This window comes from Defluviitalea raffinosedens (assembly GCF_016908775.1).
GTDB lineage: Bacteria > Bacillota > Clostridia > Lachnospirales > Defluviitaleaceae > Defluviitalea > Defluviitalea raffinosedens.
In genome coordinates, this window is sequence record NZ_JAFBEP010000007.1 from 1 (window position 1) to 16,825 (window position 16,825).

Consider the following 16,825-nt stretch of genomic DNA (forward strand, 5'->3'; position numbering starts at 1 on the left):
CTGTTTTGCTTTGACCTCATTTTTGACAACCTCCTGTTAGTATTATTTTACTAAACTAGTGTGTGATTGTCCAAATGGGTTAGGGGGATTAAGAGATATTGTATTTTGTCGGTTTTGTTGACTGACCTTTGAGTGAAAGTTTAGGAAGCGAAACGCTTTCTTATAGGAGGACTTATAAATGTGTGATCAATATGTTAATGAAAGAAAACATAAGACTTATACTGAAAAAGAATATAAAACGATTCTTTCCTCAAAGAATAACATGAACGTATATCGTGGCTGTACCCATGGTTGTATTTACTGTGATTCCAGAAGTGAGATTTATGGGATGACTTATACCTTTGAGAATATAGAGGTCAAAACCAATGCAGTGAAATTACTGGATGAAGCCTTATCGAAAAAAAGTAAGAAGTGTATGATCGCCACAGGTGCCATGACAGACCCGTATATTCCTCTTGAAAAAGAATTAGAGCAAACAAGAAGATGTCTTGAAGTGATTGAAAAATACGGATTTGGGATAGCAATACTCACAAAGTCCGATTTAATTTTACGGGATATAGATATTTTAAAAAGAATCCATAAAAAAGCCAAATGTGTGGTTCAGATGACGTTAACAACTTATGATGAGGAACTTTGCAAGATACTGGAACCAAATGTGTGCTCCACCAAAAGACGTTTTGAAGTTTTAATGGAAATGCATAAAGCAGGCATACCAACTGTGGTTTGGATGACACCAATATTGCCCTTTATTAATGATAATGAGGAAAATATTTCAGGCATTTTAGATTATTGTAAGCAGGCAAAGGTAACAGGGTTGTTGACTTTTGGAATAGGAATGACGTTACGTCATGGAAACAGAGAGTATTTTTTTAAAAAGCTGGACGAACATTTTCCTGAGTTGAAGAAAGAATATATGAAAAAGTATAGCTTATCTTATGAACTCAGAAGTCCAAACCATCAAAAGCTTACAAGAATTATTAAGAATTTTTGTAAGGGAAATAATATCATTTATGGTGTAAAAGAAGTTTTCGAATTTTGCGCTCATTTCCCCGAGCAGAACGATCAGATATCTATATTTAATATTTAGATTAGATATTTATTCATTTGACTATTTTATTCATAAAGCAAATAAGCTATAATAATCAATAAAGAATGAATAGTCAAACACACCTTGAGCTTGCTGAAAAAGGAGGTTTTGAAATGAGCAGAGTAAATTTCGGGGCAAAACCATTTATGTACCCAATGCCGGTATTGATTATAGGAACTTATGATGAAAACGGGGTACCTAATGCTATGAATGCAGCCTGGGGAATTATAACGGATTATCAGGAAATTACGATTAGCTTGTCAGAACATAAGACAACAAAGAATCTGGCTGTTACAAAGGCATTTACGGTTAGCATTGCAACAGAGGATATGGTTATTCCTTGTGATTATGTGGGTATAGAATCAGCCGATAAAGTACCGGACAAATTTGAGATCGCAGGTTTTCATGCAACTAAAAGTGAATTTGTGAATGCACCGCTTATTGATGAACTTCCCATGGCTCTTGAATGTAAGGTAAAAAGATATAAGGATGATATTCTGGTTGGTGAGATAGTAAATATCAGTGTGGATGAAAAGATTCTGACAGACGGCAAGATTGATCCCAAAAAGCTTAAACCGATTACATATGATCCGGTAAATCATGCATACATAGGTCTTGGAGAAAAGGTAGGAAATGCGTTTAAAGACGGATTAATGTTAAGAAATACGCCAAAATAATTATATATGCCTTACATGGCTTAAAATCAAAGGTTTCCAGATTTTCGGCCGGTATGCCGATAGCTGGGAGCCTTTTTATATTCTCATGCAATTATTTTTGCAATAGCAGTAGTTGGAGTTTTAGCTTATTAGAGAGGAGAATACTTAATATGAAAAAGAAAATTATAAGCAGTATGTTAATGGTTTGCATTTTACTTGGCATATTACCCAATACGATGTATGCAGCAACCAATAATACAGCGAAACCATCAGCAGGATGGCATTATCTGCGGATTATGTGGAATTATCTTGATGTTGATAAAGATGGTAATATTGAACTGCGTAATAAGACCAATACTAAAGAAGGAAATACGAAGTTCAGGATACATGATTGTGGAAATGGCGATTATGAATTTGAACTTGAGGATGGAAGATACTTAGGATTAGAGATTACTCAGGAAGAAATGGCTAAAAATCCTGACAAGTTAAACGAACTAAGAGTAAAAGCCGTTAAAAAAGACGCCAAAAAGTATATGACTGTATGGAATGTTTATAGTGAAAATAATTATGATCTTTTTAACCTACGCCCAAGAATGAATAAAGACTATGTTGTAAATGCCAGTGGAGAGAAGAAAGAGGATGGAACAGCCATTATAGTATGGAAACATGCAGATCCTTGGATTTGTGCAGCTAATCCAACTCCTGATGCACCTCATCATGCGGAAATCAGATTTATACCGATTTTACCAGCGGTATTTAGCGTAAGATATAATAATACTCCTTACAGGGATAAACCGGATGGAAAGATATTAGGAGAATTTGGCAGCGGACAAAAGGTATGGGTTACCAGGATAGATGGGAATTGGGCAACGATTAAGTATAAAGACAAAGAATATTCTATGTGGGCACCTAAATTGACTGGTGTAGATCCAACGGTAACGGCACCTATAGTATTAAAGAGCATGCCTTCAAAGGATTCGTATAAGGTGGGTGAAACCTTTGATATCAAAGGCTTAAATGTTGTAAATATAACAGATGGAAAAGAAACAACAGTGAACAGCGATTTAAAATATTATATGCAGGAAGTTGTCTATTCCAAAGATGGCAGTTACAAGCTAAAAGATCCTGTAGAGATTAAACCTGGCTACAAATTTAATAATAAACTGGAAGCATCTATTGAGATAAAGTACCAGGGGGTATCCTTACAATTTTATTCAATTGAGATCATCAAATAACTTTATTGTGATGCAATTATAATCAAATTTTTAATCCGAAACTCCACAGCAGAAAAGATTGTGGAGTTTTTATATGTTGCTATATAATATTATTAATGACGTATTTTATAATAAGTTTGCATTAAATTCAAAATAAATTTTAAGTTGTAATGCTCATGGTTTTGAGAATGGGCTAAGTGTTCATATTTGATGTAGTTTATAATATGTAAAAAGAGAATGGAGGAATTTTATGTTATTTGTATATTATCCGAAATGCACTACTTGCCAGAAAGCTAAAAAGTGGCTGGAGGAAAATAGTATAGTTTTTGAAGAAAGGCATATTAAAGAAAAAAATCCATCTGTAGAGGAATTAAAGGAATGGCATAAAAAGAGTGGCTTGCCCTTAAAGAAGTTCTTTAATACCAGCGGTCTTTTGTATAAAGAACTGAAATTAAAGGACAAGCTTCCCACTATGAGTGAGGAGGAACAGTATAGTCTTCTGGCATCAGATGGTATGCTTGTGAAACGGCCCATTTTGATTGGTGATAATTTTGTTTTGGTTGGTTTTAAGGAAGCAGACTGGAAAACTGCCCTTGGGATTTTATAACCGAATTGAGCTTGACATTAATTTGATTTTAAATTTTAAATTATATAAATGGGAATGATTTGCTTATCTAAAGAAAAAAAGTAATTCATAAAGAGAGGGTTATAAAACTTTCTGGTTTTCAAGTACATTAAGCGGCTATTCTGTGCAGATGTATGAAAGTGCTTAAATAAACAGGGAGGGGTACATCATGTTAGGAAATTTCGTTTATTCAAATCCTACTAAAATATATTTTGGAGATGAGGCTCTTAAAGGGTTAAATCAGGAATTGCCCAAGTATGGTAAAAAAGTTATGCTTATTTATGGGGGAGGTTCTATTAAGAAAATAGGACTTTACGATGAAATCATAAAAATCCTTAAAGAGAACGACAAAGAAATTATTGAGGATCCGGGAGTTATGCCTAATCCCACTGTGGATAAATTGTACGAAGGATGCAAGATTGCTAAAGACAATGATGTAGATTTAATCCTGGCTGTGGGCGGCGGTTCGGTATGCGATTATGCAAAAGCCGTATCGGCATCTGCACATTGTGATGAAGATCCATGGAATAAATATTTTTTACGAATGGAAGAGGTGGATAACAGAATCATCCCCATTGGCTGTGTTCTGACAATGGTTGGTACCGGCTCTGAAATGAACGGTGGTTCTGTGATTACCAATACGGCAACGAAGCAGAAAATCGGCCGTGTTTTTGATGAGAATGTTTTCCCGAAATTTTCAATATTAAATCCCGTATATACTTTTAGTGTGCCTCAATATCAGATGGTAGCAGGTTTTTTTGATATTATGTCCCATATCCTGGAGCAATATTTTTCCGGAGATGATGATAACACTTCGGACTACATAATGGAAGGATTGATAAGGTCCTTGATTCATAGTTCAAGGATAGCTGTTAAAAATCCTAAAGATTACGAAGCCAGAAGCAATATTATGTGGACTTCAACATGGGCCCTTAATACACTGGTTGAAAAAGGCAAATCCGAAGACTGGATGGTTCACATGATTGGGCAAGCTATCGGTGGCTATACCGATGCGACCCATGGAATGACTTTGTCCGCTGTTTCTATGCCTTATTATCGATACATTATGCCTTACGGACTTCATAAATTTAAACGCTATGCAATCAATGTCTGGAATGTCAATCCTGAAGGAAAAACGGATGAGGAGATTGCAAAGGAAGGGCTTGACCGCATGGAAGCCTATATGAGAGAAATTGGCCTTGTGATGAATATCAGAGATTTAGGGGTTACTGAAGATATGCTTGAAGGCATTGCATCCAATACTTTCATTTTAACAGGTGGATATAAAGTGCTGACCCATGAGGAAATCATTGACATCTTGAAATCCAGTATGTGATGAGAATTACAAGTAATTATAACTAAAAACCTTCTGCTGTAGGCTCATCTCCAAAGCACATAAGAAAGACAAAAAATACTTCAAAGAAGTCAGCATATAAAATCAGAGGGGAGACGTATAATGTTCAGAGAAATGAGGAGGATTAAACAGTTATTATCCAAAGAAGAGACTGAGGCTGTAATGAACAGATGCACCAATGGTGTTTTGGCGTGTATTGGTGATGAAGGTTATCCTTATGCTGTTCCTCTTAGTTATGTATATCATAACGGTAAAATATATTTCCATTCAGCCAAAGCAGGACATAAGTTAGATGCGATTATGAAAGATCCAAAGGTTTCTTTTGCAGTTATAGATGAAGATACGATCGTCAGCAAGGAATTTACTTCATATTTTCGCAGTGCAATTGCCTTTGGAAAAGCGAGAATTGTAGAAGGTGATGAACGCCAGGAAGCTTTCAGGGCTTTAGTTGAAAAATATTCGGGAGATCAGCCTGAAGAAGCTAAGCAAAATGAAATAGACAGATGCACTCAGGCATACATAATTGCAATTGATGTTGAGCATATTACTGGAAAAGAATCTATTGAATATGTCAGGGCAAAAAACAAGTAGACTATAAATTGCATTTGACAATTTTTTTGAAATTTGATAGGATAGTATAATCGCTTTACTAAATATTTATTTAATTTAGATTTTAATCACATGGCAAAAACGAGTAATGTTTATCATGAAATTCTGCAGATAAACAATACTCGTTTTTTATGGAAAGGGGCTGATTATTATAATTAGAGATTTGGCACGAAGTGTACGGGAGTACAAAAAAGTATCCATTATCACTCCAATACTCATTAGTATGGAGGTAGTTATTGAATGTATTATACCATTTATTACAGCAGCATTGGTCAACGAAATTAAGGCTGGATGTGGATTAAACACCATTATCAAGTATGGGGTTCTCTTGATCCTAATGGCATTTTTTTCATTGCTTTTTGGTGGAATTGCAGGTTCAACCAGCGCTACTGCGGCCAGTGGATTTGCAAAGAATTTAAGAAAGGATATGTTCTATAGCATTCAGAATTATTCCTTTGAAAACATCGATAAATTTTTGACTTCCTCATTGATTACCCGTATGACAACCGATGTTACCAATGTGCAGAATGCTTATATGATGTTGATCAGAGTGGCAGTACGGGCACCTTTGATGTTGATCTTTGCATTTGTGATGGCATTTGTAATGGGAGGACGCATGGCATGGATTCTCCTTGTGGTTGTTCCTATTCTTGCAATTGGATTAGGTATTGTAATCTATAAGACATTTCCATTGTTCAGGAAAGTTTTCACCAAATACGATGCCTTAAACAAGTCCATCCAGGAAAACATTAAAGGAATGCGCGTAGTAAAATCTTTTGTCCGTGAAGATTATGAACAGCAAAAGTTTGAAGCGGCTGCTGAAGATGTATGTGCTGACTTTACAAAAGCTGAACGTATATTGGCCCTGAACGGACCTTTAATGCAGTTTTGCATCTATTTGGTTATGATTTTTGTCTTGTCTTTTGGGTCCTATACCATTATTACAAGCAGGGGCTTGGATTTTGATATCGGGCAGTTTTCTGCGCTGCTAACATACAATTTTATGATTCTAAGCAGCTTAATGATGCTTTCTATGGTATTTGTAATGATTACTTTGGCTGGGGAATCTGCTAAGCGTATTGTTGAAGTATTAAATGAAAAAAGTACATTATCAAATCCTGAGAACCCAGTATATACAGTTAAAGATGGATCAATTGATTTTGAGAATGTGAGCTTTAAGTATTCCGAAAAAGCAGAGAAAATGGCCTTATCCAATATCAATTTACACATAAAATCCGGTGAAACCATTGGTATTATTGGCGGAACAGGATCTGCAAAATCATCTCTTATTCAGCTCATTCCACGTCTGTATGATGCAACGGAAGGCGTTGTAAAAGTAGGGGGCGTAGATGTAAGAAATTACGATATAGAAACCTTGAGAAATCAGGTTGCTGTTGTGCTGCAGAAGAATATTCTCTTCTCAGGAACCATCAAGGAAAATCTTCGCTGGGGAAATAAAGACGCAACAGATGAAGAACTGATTGAGGCTTGCAAGCTGGCTTGTGCCGATGAATTTATTAGTCAATTCCCTAAGGGATATGATACCTATATTGAACAAGGGGGAGCTAACTTATCAGGTGGTCAGAAGCAAAGACTTTGCATCGCCAGAGCACTGCTTAAAAAGCCAAAAATATTAATTCTTGACGATTCTACCAGTGCAGTGGATACCAAGACAGATGCTAAGATTCGCAAGGCATTCCGGGAATATATTCCAGATACAACCAAGATCATCATCGCCCAGAGAACAGCTTCTGTTGAGGATGCGGATAGAATCATAGTTATGGACAAAGGTACTATTAATGGTATTGGAACCCATAAGCAATTATTAGCTGAAAATGCGATCTACCAGGAAATATACTATTCTCAAAATAAGGCGGGTGATCAGGATGAAAACTAATCAAATTAAAAGTAAAAAATCAATCATCATTCGCTTGTTCAAAACCATACTTGAGTTTTACCCGGTGATGTTCCCGGCTGTCATTATATTTATAATCTTTAACGCGATTATAAGCTCTATTCCTGCTGTATTTATGCAGAATATTATTGCACTTGTGGAGCAAAACTGGCAAACTGGCGACTGGAACGGGGTAAAAGGAAAAATATTATCTCTTGTTGCAGTATTAGCAATATTTTATGTATTGTCCCTTGCCAGTGGTTTTGCATATAACCAGATGATGGCAATCCTTACACAAGGAACTCTGAAAAAATTCCGTATAAAAATGTTTAATAAGATGCAAACTTTGCCAATCAAATATGTGGATACAAATAATCACGGGGATATCATGAGTTATTATACCAATGATATCGATACTTTACGCCAGTTGATTTCTCAGAGTTTTCCGCAGCTTTTGGTATCAGGCATTACAGTAATGACTGTTTTTGGAATTATGATTTACTACTGTCTGTGGTTAACCCTTGTTGTAATTGTTGGTGTTATTATAATGCTTTTTGTTACCAAAAAGGTTGGTGGCGGTTCTGCCAAATACTTTATAAAGCAGCAGAAAGCGCTAGGACATCTTGAAGGTTTTATAGAAGAAATGATGAATGGGCAAAAGGTTATCAAGGTTTTCTGTCATGAAGAAGAAAGTAAAGCAGATTTTGATAAGATTAATGATTCATTGTTTAATGACTCAAGAGCAGCAAACCAATATGCAAATATCCTTGGCCCAATTTTGAATAATATAGGTAATATCTTATATGTATTTGTTGCAATTACCGGTGGTATTTTATTAATCACTGATGTTCCGAATGTAAGTATTTCCGGCCTTGCCATGGGAATTAGCATAGTTGTTCCATTCCTGAACATGACAAAGCAGTTTGTCGGAAACATAAACCAGGTATCTCATCAGATCAATGCAGTTGTTATGGGAATTGCCGGTGCACAGCGTATTTATGATCTGATTGATGAAGAACCGGAGCAGGACGAAGGCTATGTAACTTTAGTAAATGTCCGAGAAGAAAATGGACAGCTTATTGAATGTAAAGAAAGAACAGGTATTTGGGCCTGGAAACATCCCCATGGTGATGGTTCCGTAACTTATACCAAACTAACTGGTGATGTGAGATTGTTCAATGTAGATTTCGAATATGAGCCAGGGAAAACCATTTTGCACGATGTAAGCCTTTATGCGAAGCCAGGACAAAAGGTTGCTTTCGTTGGCGCAACCGGTGCTGGAAAAACAACCATTACAAATCTGCTCAATCGATTCTATGATATTGCCGATGGCAAAATCCGATATGATGGCATTAATATCAACAAGATTAAAAAATCGGATCTTCGCCGTGCGATTGGAATAGTTCTCCAGGATACCAATCTTTTCACCGGTACTGTAATGGATAATATTCGTTATGGTAAACTGGATGCCACTGACGAAGAATGTATTGCAGCCGCAAAACTGGTTGGAGCAGATGATTTCATTACCCGTTTGCCTAATGGCTATCATACGATGCTTACTGAAAATGGTGCGAATCTCTCCCAGGGACAACGTCAGCTTATTTCCATTGCCAGAGCAGCGGTTGCAGACCCTCCGGTTATGATTTTGGATGAAGCAACCTCTTCTATTGATACAAGAACGGAAGCCATTGTTCAGCGTGGAATGGATGCATTGATGCATGGCAGAACAGTATTTGTCATTGCGCACCGCTTGTCCACAGTTAAAAACTCTGATGTGATTATCGTATTAGATCACGGCCGCATCATTGAACGGGGCAACCATGAAGAATTGATTGCTCAAAAAGGTCAGTACTATCAGTTGTATACTGGTGCTTTTGAGTTAGAATAAATTAAGTGTATTGAAAAAATGTGCAGCGAATAAGGCACTAGCCTTATGCTGCACATTTTTTGCTTATAAGGAATTTGTAAAATCTTCCAAAAGGGACAGAAATGCCTATTGTTCGAGATTTTTCATTATTTAGGCTTTTCAGCAATCAAGACTTTGTTTAATTTTAATTATTCTAATAAAGAGGGATAAATTGATCTATGTTCATACCTTCGATATGATCCTATTAAAACATATTGGAGGTATATTTTTTATGAAAAAAATCAACTATTATATTGATATATTAAAATATATTGATATAATATATGAGTATAGATGATTTGCTCATATACATATCATTGTTCATTATGCCGTGTAGGAAAAAATTAACTAAAAGGAGGATTTTATGAACAAAGCAATAGTAAGTCAATCAGAATGTGTAGCCTGTGGAGTTTGTAAAAAAGTTTGTTCCCGTCAAGCCATAACCATTTTTCATGGAATTTATGCAGATGTTAACGAAGATTTATGTATCGGATGCAAAAAGTGTGAGAAAGCCTGTCCTGCTTCGGTTATTCAAGTAACGGAAAGGGAGGTTAAAGCATGAAGAAGTGGAATGAATACTTATGGATATTTTCTGCAGTATATATGACATTAGGTTTTTTTAGTATTTTGTTTGCCTGGATAGGTTTGATTTGCTTTATAACGCCATTAGCACTATCGATCCTGGGTAAGGGCAAGATATACTGCAACAGCTATTGTGGCAGGGGGCAGTTATTTGAATTGCTGGGAGGAAGGCTAAAGCTTTCTTCAAACCGTAGTATTCCTGCTTTTATTAGAAGTAAATGGTTCCGCTATGGTTTTTTGGCTTTTTTTATGGCTATGTTTGGGATTATGCTTTTCTCTACTTATTTAGTATTCAATGGAACGAATAATCTGAAAGAAGTGGTTACTCTTTTATGGACAATAAAACTCCCATGGAACTGGACCAACACCAGTTCAGTACCACCTTGGGTTGCCCAATTCGCTTTTGGATTTTATAGTGTTATGCTTACATCTACTATTTTGGGACTTATAACAATGTTTTTATTTAAACCCCGCTCATGGTGTGTTTACTGTCCCATGGGTACAATGACTCAGGGGATAAGTATATTAAAATACGGAAAAAGGTAAATAAAAATAGAACGATGATACTTTTATTTTAACAAGTTCTATGATAAAGTAGGTGAGGACATTTTATAAACGTTAAAATGACAAATTTATTACTGTTAAGGGGTAACGACATGATGAAAGCAATCATAGATTATGTAAAAAAAGAAGTCGTGCTGTGCATATCTTTTGTGTTGGCTTTTGTGTCCATGGTATTCGTACCTTTGGATGTTCAATATATCAGCTACATAGATTTTCATACATTAACCATCTTGTTTTGCTTGATGCTTGTTATGGCTGGGCTACGAAACTTGGGCATATTTTCGATGATCGGAAGCTGGATGCTGGAAAAGACGAACAATGTACGAAGCTTATCCATTGTACTGGTATTGCTGTGTTTTGTATTTAGCATGCTGATTACCAATGATGTTGCACTGATCACATTTGTGCCTTTTGCCATTGATGTACTTACCATGGCTAGTTTGGAGAATTACCTGATTCCGACGATTGTGCTTCAGACCATTGCCAGTAATTTAGGCAGCATGCTTACACCAATAGGCAATCCACAGAATCTATATCTGTATTCCCTAAGTGGAATGAGCATGGGCAAATTTATTGCTTTAATGCTGCCTTACACATTGGTTTCACTTATTGGTGTGTTGGTTGCTTGTGTTATACTGATCGATAATAAAGCAGTCGCTGTAAAGGTGCAATCTCCTCGCAAGCTTACAGAAAAGGGAAAAAGCAAAGCAATTGTTTATCTTTTGCTGTTCTTCTTTGCCTTAGCAAGCGTAGCCCATATCATATCCGTGTACATAGTGGGAATTGTAACTTTGATCGTGGTTTTTCTGATGGATCGCAAGATGCTTGGTAAACCGGATTATGCTCTGCTGCTTACTTTCGTTTTCTTATTTGTTTTTATCGGTAATATGAAGCGTATTCCGGAGATCCACTCCTGGCTGAATAGTATGATTCATGGACACGAATTGCTTATATCCGTATTTGCCAGTCAGGTGATCAGCAATGTTCCTGCAGCGATTCTTCTTTCTGGTTTCACGGATAATATTTCAGCACTGATTGTCGGAACTAACTTAGGTGGTCTTGGAACAATCATTGCTTCTATGGCAAGTCTGATTTCATTCAAATATTATGGTGCAACAGAAGGCAAAAGAAATTTAGCCTATCTCGGGCTATTTACATTGCTTAATATCATCTTTTTGGCAGTGCTTTTGCTTTTGCATTATATCATCTAGTAAAAGTGAATTGTATCAGTCAGGCATCTGTATCATTAATTACGTCACAAAAACATAACGTTGTAAACGGTTATTGTAGATGAACCATAATATATTACAAGTAATGGAATTGGATACAGATGACTTGACAATTTAGTTATTTTTTTTTATCATTAATCCATAGTATCTATATATGAAATGAGTGAGAAAGATGAGAATATCAGTAAAAGGACGATATGCTCTTGCAGCAGTAATCCATATGGCACAACAATATAATGTGGGGAAATGCATTACTGTAATCAGTATTTCTGAAGCATTAGGGATTTCTAAGATCTATCTGGAACAAGTATTTTCTGCTCTTAAAAAGGGAAAGATCGTTGCTTCTACCAAAGGAGCACAAGGCGGTTATCAATTAACAAGCACTCCCGAAGAGATCACAGTATTGGATGTTTTGCAGACTGTGGAAGCTTCTTTATTTGAACAAACTCAGGAGACAGTTTTTGAAAAAGCACCAGATATTGAGAAAGCTTTGCAGTCTTCTGTTTTTGATGTTTTGGATAAAAACATTAAAACAACATTAAGTTCAATCACTATAGCCGATCTAGTGAAGGATGTAGAAAAATATCGGTTGGATAATGTTCTAATGTTCTATATATAACAGAAGAATAAATGAAATAAAAAATACCTCTTTGTTGAGAGGTATTTTTTTTATACTAATAACATATAAAACATATATGTTATATAATATTGCACAAAACAGCCAGTATTTTACATTGAAAATTCATCAAATTATTAAAAAATTTAAAATTTACTGTATCCATTATTGACAGGAAAAGGATGAAAACATATAATGTCTATACGAATTATAGGTTTTAAAAATTCGGATTATTGATTTTTCATAGTGCTTGAGCAGGATTAGTAGAAAGGAGGGGCGCAAAAATTCAATGATCAATGTGACGTTGAATGATCGGGACATTTTGGATGGATATATCCAGATTTCAGATTTGCATAAGACATTTCATACACAAGGCCGCTCTCTGCAAGTACTTAAAGGAATCAATTTAACAGTACGCAAAGGAGAAATATTTGGAATCATTGGATTCAGTGGAGCAGGAAAATCAACACTTGTCAGATGTATCAATCGGCTTGAAACGCCGGATTCAGGCAGTATCAAAGTGGGAGGTGTGGATATTCTTAAACTCTCAAAAAAGGAACTGCTGGAAGCAAGAAAAAAGATAGGTATGGTTTTTCAGACATTCAATTTATTTGAAGCTAAAACAGTTTATCAGAATATTGCATATCCGTTAGCAATCAGCAGAATTCCGAAAAAAGAAATAAAACGCAGAGTTTTGGAAGCAGCAGAACTAGTTGGTCTATCTGATAAACTGAATGCTTATCCGGGAGGACTGTCCGGAGGACAAAAACAGCGAGTGGGTATTGCGAGGGCATTGGTGAATCGGCCTGAAATTTTACTCTGTGATGAAGCCACCTCAGCCTTGGATCCCCAAACTACATTGCAGATTTTAGATTTACTTAAAGAAATCAACCACAGTACAGGGATTACCATTTTGATGATTACCCATGAACTGGATGCCATTCGATATACTTGCGAGCGAATGGCCGTTCTAGAAGATGCACAAATCATTGAAGTAGGACTGGTCGAAGATATTTTTAATAATCCTCATAGTCGCACAGGAGCTTTATTTGCAAAGGTCTATACGGAGCTTCAGCGAATGCCGGAACTCGTCAATGGAGCAGGAATTTAACTTATCCTAAGCAAAACATATTTTCTGTGTAGGGAGGTGATGCTATGAGCTTACTCGATACGCCCATTTGGGAAGTCATAAAAGCTTCGTTTTCACCACAAATATGGGCGCGGCTGGCACCAGCGATTTTGGAAACTTTGTATATGACGGTATTATCTTCGATTATTATGCTGGTCTTTGGACTCATATTAGGAATTTTATTAACTGTAGCAAATCCGGATGGATTGGTGCCTATGAAAATTTTATACACTGGATCAGGCTGGCTGATCAATTGTCTGCGTTCTTTGCCACAAATGATCATGATTATTCTTATGATTCCGGTTGCAAGATTTTTCTTTGGCAAATCCTATGGTACGAATGCATGTATTATCGCTGTTGCTGCCAGTTGTATCCCTATGTATGCGCGTATTGTAGAAAGCAGTTTGCTGGAAATTTCAAAAGGAAAGATAGAAGCAGCAAAATCCATTGGCAGCACTAATTTTCAAATTATATTTCGTATATTGCTTCCTGAGACCTTACCTTCTTTGATTCGTGGATTTACTGTAGCTGTCATTGCTGTTGTTTCCATGACTGCCCTTGCAGGAATGTTTGGGGCCGGAGGCATTGGAGACATTGCAGTACGTTTTGGTTACCAACGTTTTCAACATGATGTTTTGTTTGCGTCAGTCTATGTTTTAATTGTTTTAGTGCAAGTCATTCAATGGACTGGCAATTTTATATCCAAGCAAATCTTAAAAAAGAGAAATCTGATTTAAATTTAGGAGGGAATAAGATGAAAGGAAAAATTTTTAGGAATTTCAAAGTGTTTCATTTTATCTTTATATTGGTGTTAACCACTTACTTTTTTGCTGGATGTGGGAGTAGTCAGAATTCAGATGCGTTTCCTAATTCTGTAAGTGAGACTTCTGTAAACAGCGAGACAGATCCATCCCCTTCAGAGGAAATTGTGACCATTAAAGGGATTGCTGATTTAGTGCCTCATTCTGAATTGATTGAGTTTGTAAAGCCTAAACTAAAAGAACAGGGCATTAATGTGGAGTTGGTTGCAACGGATGCGGACAATACAACTAATGAAAAACTTGCAAAAGGAGAAATTGATTTTAACTTTTTCCAGCATGAACCTTATCTTAAAGAATGGAACGAGGCCAATGGCTATAACCTTGTTAATGCAGGGAACATTCATGTAGAGCCTATCACAGCATATTCTGATAAATATACCAAAAAAGAGGATATTCCGGATCATGCAGTTGTAGCTATTCCCAATGATGGAACCAATGAATACCGTGCTTTGCGTATTCTTGAGCAAAATGGGTTCATTAAGCTTAATGAAGAAACTGTAAAATCTCTTAGTGCTTCCGTTTTAGATATTAAAGAATATCTGCGTCCTATAGAAATTGTTGAAATTGATTCAGCCCAAATTATTCCAACCAAAGACGACTATGACTTTTTTATTACCAATACCAATAAGGTATTAGAAGCAAAAATCACTTCTACAAGACTTTTCAGTGAAGGCAGTGACAGTCCTTACGCCAATATCATAGCAGTGCGAGAGGAAGATCTGAATAATCCTGCAATTGCTGCTTTAGTAAAAGCATTACAGGATGAAGATACCAGACAATATATTTTAGACACCTATAATGGAGCAGTCATTCCGGCAAAACTGGATCAGTGATTTTAGAATTATAGAATTTGCAAAAATAATGCATGGGCTTAGCCAACAGGTATGTTTTTAAAATTAATCTTGGAGAGGTGATCCAATTTGAAAAATAAAATACTTTTCCCCATTACTTATTTGATTTTTGGAACGGTGCTTGCTATTGGACCTTATACCATTTTTCCTGTCTGCAGGGATACGATGATGCCTATGAGATGCCAAAACACAGCAAAGGCAGAATTGATTCTTGGAGTTTTAACGGTTGCTATTGGTACTTTGCTATTATTAATAAAACATGAGAAAGTTAAAATAGTTTTAAATACTTTAATCATACCTGTCGGAATCCTGGCTTTCTTATTTCCAAATGTAATTACAGGCGTTTGCTCAAAAATACACATGAGTTGTCGTGTTTTGACATTACCTTCTCTAAGTATTCTTAGTATTGCGCTTACTGTTCTTGCTGCTGTTCATATATTTTACTTGTGGCAATCAGCAGGTAAGGGAGAGAATTTTGATGGTCACGACGTTAACTTCAAGTAGACTCTCCTATCTTAATCTTAAAGGAAAAATTTTTCGTACTTTAATATTTATTTCAATTGTAGCAATCCTATCCTTTGTACTTTTTGGAGGAACTGTTTTGTCCCATAGTATGAAAAAAGGTTTAAGCAGCCTGGAGATGCGATTGGGTGGGGATTTAATCGTTGTTCCCCTTGGATATGAGCAGAAACAGGAATCCATTCTTTTAACAGGAGAGCCATCTTACTTCTATTTTGACAAGGAGATTCTGGGAAAACTTAAGGGTGTTGAAGGTATATCCAAATTATCACCACAATTTTACCTTACCTCTCTTAATGCATCCTGTTGTTCCTTACCCTTGCAGATTGTTGGATTTGATCCGGAAACGGACTTTTTAGTTCAGCCTTGGATTAGAGAGGTACTTGGGAAAAATCTTGAAAAAGGTGCATTGATTGTTGGCAGTGATGTCTTAATAGAAGAGGACAGGAAGATAAAATTATTTGATCAAGGATATCTGGTAGCTGCAAAGTTAGATAAAACTGGAACAGGACTTGATCAAACTGTATTTGCCACGATGGATACTATTAAGTCAATATATTCTGATGCAAAAGATAAGGGACTATACTTTTCAGAAAATACAAATCCCGATACATCTATTTCCTCTATTTTTATAAAAGTTCAAAAAGATTACGATATCGACCAAGTTGTCACTAATATTCGTCAAAATATAGATGGAGTACAAATTATTAAATCAAAAACCCTGATTAGCAGTATTGCTGATAGTTTCAGTCATTTTACAACGGTTTTTTATGCATTCGCTTTAGCTTTTTTGGTTATCACTTTGGCTGTTTTGACGGCTATGTTTTCAGCATCAGTCAATGAGCGAAAAAAAGAATTTGCAATGCTTCGAATTTTAGGTGCTACAAGAAAAAAAGTTGCCAGTATTTTGTTTTGGGAATCTCTGTATATTAGTGTGGTTGGCAGTGTAATAGGCATAATTTTAGCGGCATTAATCGTTTTTCCTTATAGTGTTTTTATTGGAGACAGTATAGGCGTGCCGTATCTACAGCCTTCTCTTCTATGGATTTTTGTAATTGGGATGGGTACTTTACTTACAGCGATTGGCGTCAGTATCCTTGCCTCAATTTATTCTGTTATTAAAATAAATCGTTTTGAAACTTATCTTATCCTAAGAGAGGGGGAGTAGG

General features: G+C 36.1%; 17 protein-coding genes. All 17 read left to right on the top strand.

Annotated elements, in window-relative coordinates:
• Window positions 1–178: 178 nt before the first annotated feature.
• The 17 genes from JOD07_RS06950 (at window position 179) to JOD07_RS07030 (ending at window position 16,824) form a co-directional block, all read left to right on the top strand.
• A complete protein-coding gene (locus tag JOD07_RS06950; RefSeq protein WP_204613016.1) occupies window positions 179–1,087 on the top strand; it encodes an SPL family radical SAM protein in 909 nt (302 codons plus the stop codon).
• 113 nt (window positions 1,088–1,200) lie between these two features.
• Window positions 1,201–1,764 carry a flavin reductase family protein gene (locus tag JOD07_RS06955; RefSeq protein ID WP_158739953.1) on the top strand — a complete coding sequence of 188 codons (564 nt, stop codon included), beginning with the start codon at window positions 1,201–1,203 and terminating at the stop codon, window positions 1,762–1,764.
• A gap of 149 nt (window positions 1,765–1,913) precedes the next feature.
• A complete protein-coding gene (locus JOD07_RS06960; RefSeq protein ID WP_204613018.1) occupies window positions 1,914–2,978 on the top strand; it encodes a hypothetical protein in 1,065 nt (354 codons plus the stop codon).
• A gap of 229 nt (window positions 2,979–3,207) precedes the next feature.
• A complete protein-coding gene (locus JOD07_RS06965) occupies window positions 3,208–3,564 on the top strand; it encodes an arsenate reductase family protein (RefSeq protein ID WP_158739955.1) in 357 nt (118 codons plus the stop codon).
• A gap of 187 nt (window positions 3,565–3,751) precedes the next feature.
• Entirely contained in the window at window positions 3,752–4,918 is a 1,167-nt protein-coding gene (locus tag JOD07_RS06970; protein ID WP_158739956.1) for an iron-containing alcohol dehydrogenase, read from the top strand.
• Between the two features lie 120 nt (window positions 4,919–5,038).
• Window positions 5,039–5,527, top strand: a complete 489-nt coding sequence (locus JOD07_RS06975) for a pyridoxamine 5'-phosphate oxidase family protein (RefSeq protein WP_158739957.1) — start codon at window positions 5,039–5,041, stop codon at window positions 5,525–5,527.
• Window positions 5,528–5,768: 241 nt separating this feature from the next.
• Window positions 5,769–7,442, top strand: coding sequence for an ABC transporter ATP-binding protein (locus tag JOD07_RS06980; RefSeq protein ID WP_408609347.1), 1,674 nt, complete (start codon window positions 5,769–5,771; stop codon window positions 7,440–7,442).
• Window positions 7,432–9,327, top strand: a complete 1,896-nt coding sequence (locus tag JOD07_RS06985; RefSeq protein ID WP_158739958.1) for an ABC transporter ATP-binding protein — start codon at window positions 7,432–7,434, stop codon at window positions 9,325–9,327. Before JOD07_RS06980 ends, JOD07_RS06985 begins: the two co-directional genes overlap by 11 nt.
• A 382-nt stretch (window positions 9,328–9,709) precedes the next feature.
• Complete coding sequence (locus JOD07_RS06990; protein ID WP_204613020.1) at window positions 9,710–9,907, top strand: ATP-binding protein; 198 nt, start codon at window positions 9,710–9,712, stop codon at window positions 9,905–9,907.
• On the top strand, window positions 9,904–10,473 hold the full coding sequence (locus JOD07_RS06995; RefSeq protein WP_204613022.1) for a 4Fe-4S binding protein: 570 nt from the start codon (window positions 9,904–9,906) through the stop codon (window positions 10,471–10,473). The genes JOD07_RS06990 and JOD07_RS06995 overlap by 4 nt, the downstream gene beginning before the upstream one ends.
• Before the next feature lie 110 nt (window positions 10,474–10,583).
• Complete coding sequence (locus JOD07_RS07000; protein WP_158740108.1) at window positions 10,584–11,702, top strand: SLC13 family permease; 1,119 nt, start codon at window positions 10,584–10,586, stop codon at window positions 11,700–11,702.
• Window positions 11,703–11,892: 190 nt separating this feature from the next.
• Entirely contained in the window at window positions 11,893–12,339 is a 447-nt protein-coding gene (locus tag JOD07_RS07005; protein ID WP_158739961.1) for an RrF2 family transcriptional regulator, read from the top strand.
• Window positions 12,340–12,625: 286 nt separating this feature from the next.
• Window positions 12,626–13,447: a methionine ABC transporter ATP-binding protein gene (locus JOD07_RS07010; protein ID WP_158739962.1), complete on the top strand. Its 822-nt coding sequence runs from the start codon at window positions 12,626–12,628 to the stop codon at window positions 13,445–13,447.
• A 44-nt stretch (window positions 13,448–13,491) separates the two neighbouring features.
• Window positions 13,492–14,202 carry a methionine ABC transporter permease gene (locus JOD07_RS07015; RefSeq protein WP_158739963.1) on the top strand — a complete coding sequence of 237 codons (711 nt, stop codon included), beginning with the start codon at window positions 13,492–13,494 and terminating at the stop codon, window positions 14,200–14,202.
• A gap of 17 nt (window positions 14,203–14,219) precedes the next feature.
• Complete coding sequence (locus JOD07_RS07020; protein WP_204613023.1) at window positions 14,220–15,119, top strand: MetQ/NlpA family ABC transporter substrate-binding protein; 900 nt, start codon at window positions 14,220–14,222, stop codon at window positions 15,117–15,119.
• Between the two features lie 87 nt (window positions 15,120–15,206).
• Window positions 15,207–15,641, top strand: a complete 435-nt coding sequence (locus JOD07_RS07025; RefSeq protein ID WP_158739965.1) for a DUF4418 family protein — start codon at window positions 15,207–15,209, stop codon at window positions 15,639–15,641.
• A gap of 109 nt (window positions 15,642–15,750) precedes the next feature.
• The gene (locus JOD07_RS07030; protein WP_243429271.1) at window positions 15,751–16,824 is read left to right on the top strand and encodes an ABC transporter permease; all 1,074 of its coding nucleotides are present in this window, start codon (window positions 15,751–15,753) and stop codon (window positions 16,822–16,824) included.
• Window position 16,825 lies beyond the last annotated feature (1 nt).

What these genes read in the sequence shown, in the direction of transcription:
- JOD07_RS07020 (WP_204613023.1), top strand. Translation starts at nt 14,220, where the DNA reads ATGAAAGGAAAAATTTTTAGGAATTTCAAAGTGTTTCATTTTATCTTT.
- JOD07_RS06950 (WP_204613016.1), top strand. Translation starts at nt 179, where the DNA reads ATGTGTGATCAATATGTTAATGAAAGAAAACATAAGACTTATACTGAA.
- JOD07_RS07000 (WP_158740108.1), top strand. Translation starts at nt 10,584, where the DNA reads ATGATGAAAGCAATCATAGATTATGTAAAAAAAGAAGTCGTGCTGTGC.
- JOD07_RS06980 (WP_408609347.1), top strand. Translation starts at nt 5,769, where the DNA reads ATGGAGGTAGTTATTGAATGTATTATACCATTTATTACAGCAGCATTG.
- JOD07_RS06970 (WP_158739956.1), top strand. Translation starts at nt 3,752, where the DNA reads ATGTTAGGAAATTTCGTTTATTCAAATCCTACTAAAATATATTTTGGA.
- JOD07_RS06955 (WP_158739953.1), top strand. Translation starts at nt 1,201, where the DNA reads ATGAGCAGAGTAAATTTCGGGGCAAAACCATTTATGTACCCAATGCCG.
- JOD07_RS06990 (WP_204613020.1), top strand. Translation starts at nt 9,710, where the DNA reads ATGAACAAAGCAATAGTAAGTCAATCAGAATGTGTAGCCTGTGGAGTT.
- JOD07_RS07015 (WP_158739963.1), top strand. Translation starts at nt 13,492, where the DNA reads ATGAGCTTACTCGATACGCCCATTTGGGAAGTCATAAAAGCTTCGTTT.
- JOD07_RS06960 (WP_204613018.1), top strand. Translation starts at nt 1,914, where the DNA reads ATGAAAAAGAAAATTATAAGCAGTATGTTAATGGTTTGCATTTTACTT.
- JOD07_RS06965 (WP_158739955.1), top strand. Translation starts at nt 3,208, where the DNA reads ATGTTATTTGTATATTATCCGAAATGCACTACTTGCCAGAAAGCTAAA.
- JOD07_RS06975 (WP_158739957.1), top strand. Translation starts at nt 5,039, where the DNA reads ATGTTCAGAGAAATGAGGAGGATTAAACAGTTATTATCCAAAGAAGAG.
- JOD07_RS06995 (WP_204613022.1), top strand. Translation starts at nt 9,904, where the DNA reads ATGAAGAAGTGGAATGAATACTTATGGATATTTTCTGCAGTATATATG.
- JOD07_RS06985 (WP_158739958.1), top strand. Translation starts at nt 7,432, where the DNA reads ATGAAAACTAATCAAATTAAAAGTAAAAAATCAATCATCATTCGCTTG.
- JOD07_RS07010 (WP_158739962.1), top strand. Translation starts at nt 12,626, where the DNA reads ATGATCAATGTGACGTTGAATGATCGGGACATTTTGGATGGATATATC.
- JOD07_RS07030 (WP_243429271.1), top strand. Translation starts at nt 15,751, where the DNA reads ATGAAAAAAGGTTTAAGCAGCCTGGAGATGCGATTGGGTGGGGATTTA.
- JOD07_RS07005 (WP_158739961.1), top strand. Translation starts at nt 11,893, where the DNA reads ATGAGAATATCAGTAAAAGGACGATATGCTCTTGCAGCAGTAATCCAT.